At 55.4% G+C, this 249-nt stretch carries 1 protein-coding gene; it reads left to right on the top strand.

The annotated features are described in order from the left end of the window. Nucleotides 1-190, top strand: a 190-nt coding sequence (locus tag AC1RPQ_RS08600) for a hypothetical protein (RefSeq protein ID WP_481762366.1), incomplete at its 5' end; no start/stop codon positions are given. Nucleotides 191-249: the final 59 nt, after the last annotated feature.

Consider the following 249-nt stretch of genomic DNA (forward strand, 5'->3'; position numbering starts at 1 on the left):
GGCTTGGACCAGTTACCGCTCGGCTGACGAAGAGGCGTTTGTCGAGGCTCAGGGCGGCACCGTTGTCAAGTACAGCGCGAAGACGAATGTGCTACTATACAAGCCGGGTGCTAAGTTCGCGGACAAGATCGTAAAGGCCGGGAACAAGGCGATGACATGGGACCAGTTCAAGGAGAAATACGGGCTATGAGCGAGATTACGTTTGCTGTAAAACGCGTTGTCGTGGTGCAGGGTTCTGGCTCCGACAAG

It is taken from the genome of Dellaglioa sp. CoH-57-MRSF-21, from assembly GCF_056781915.1.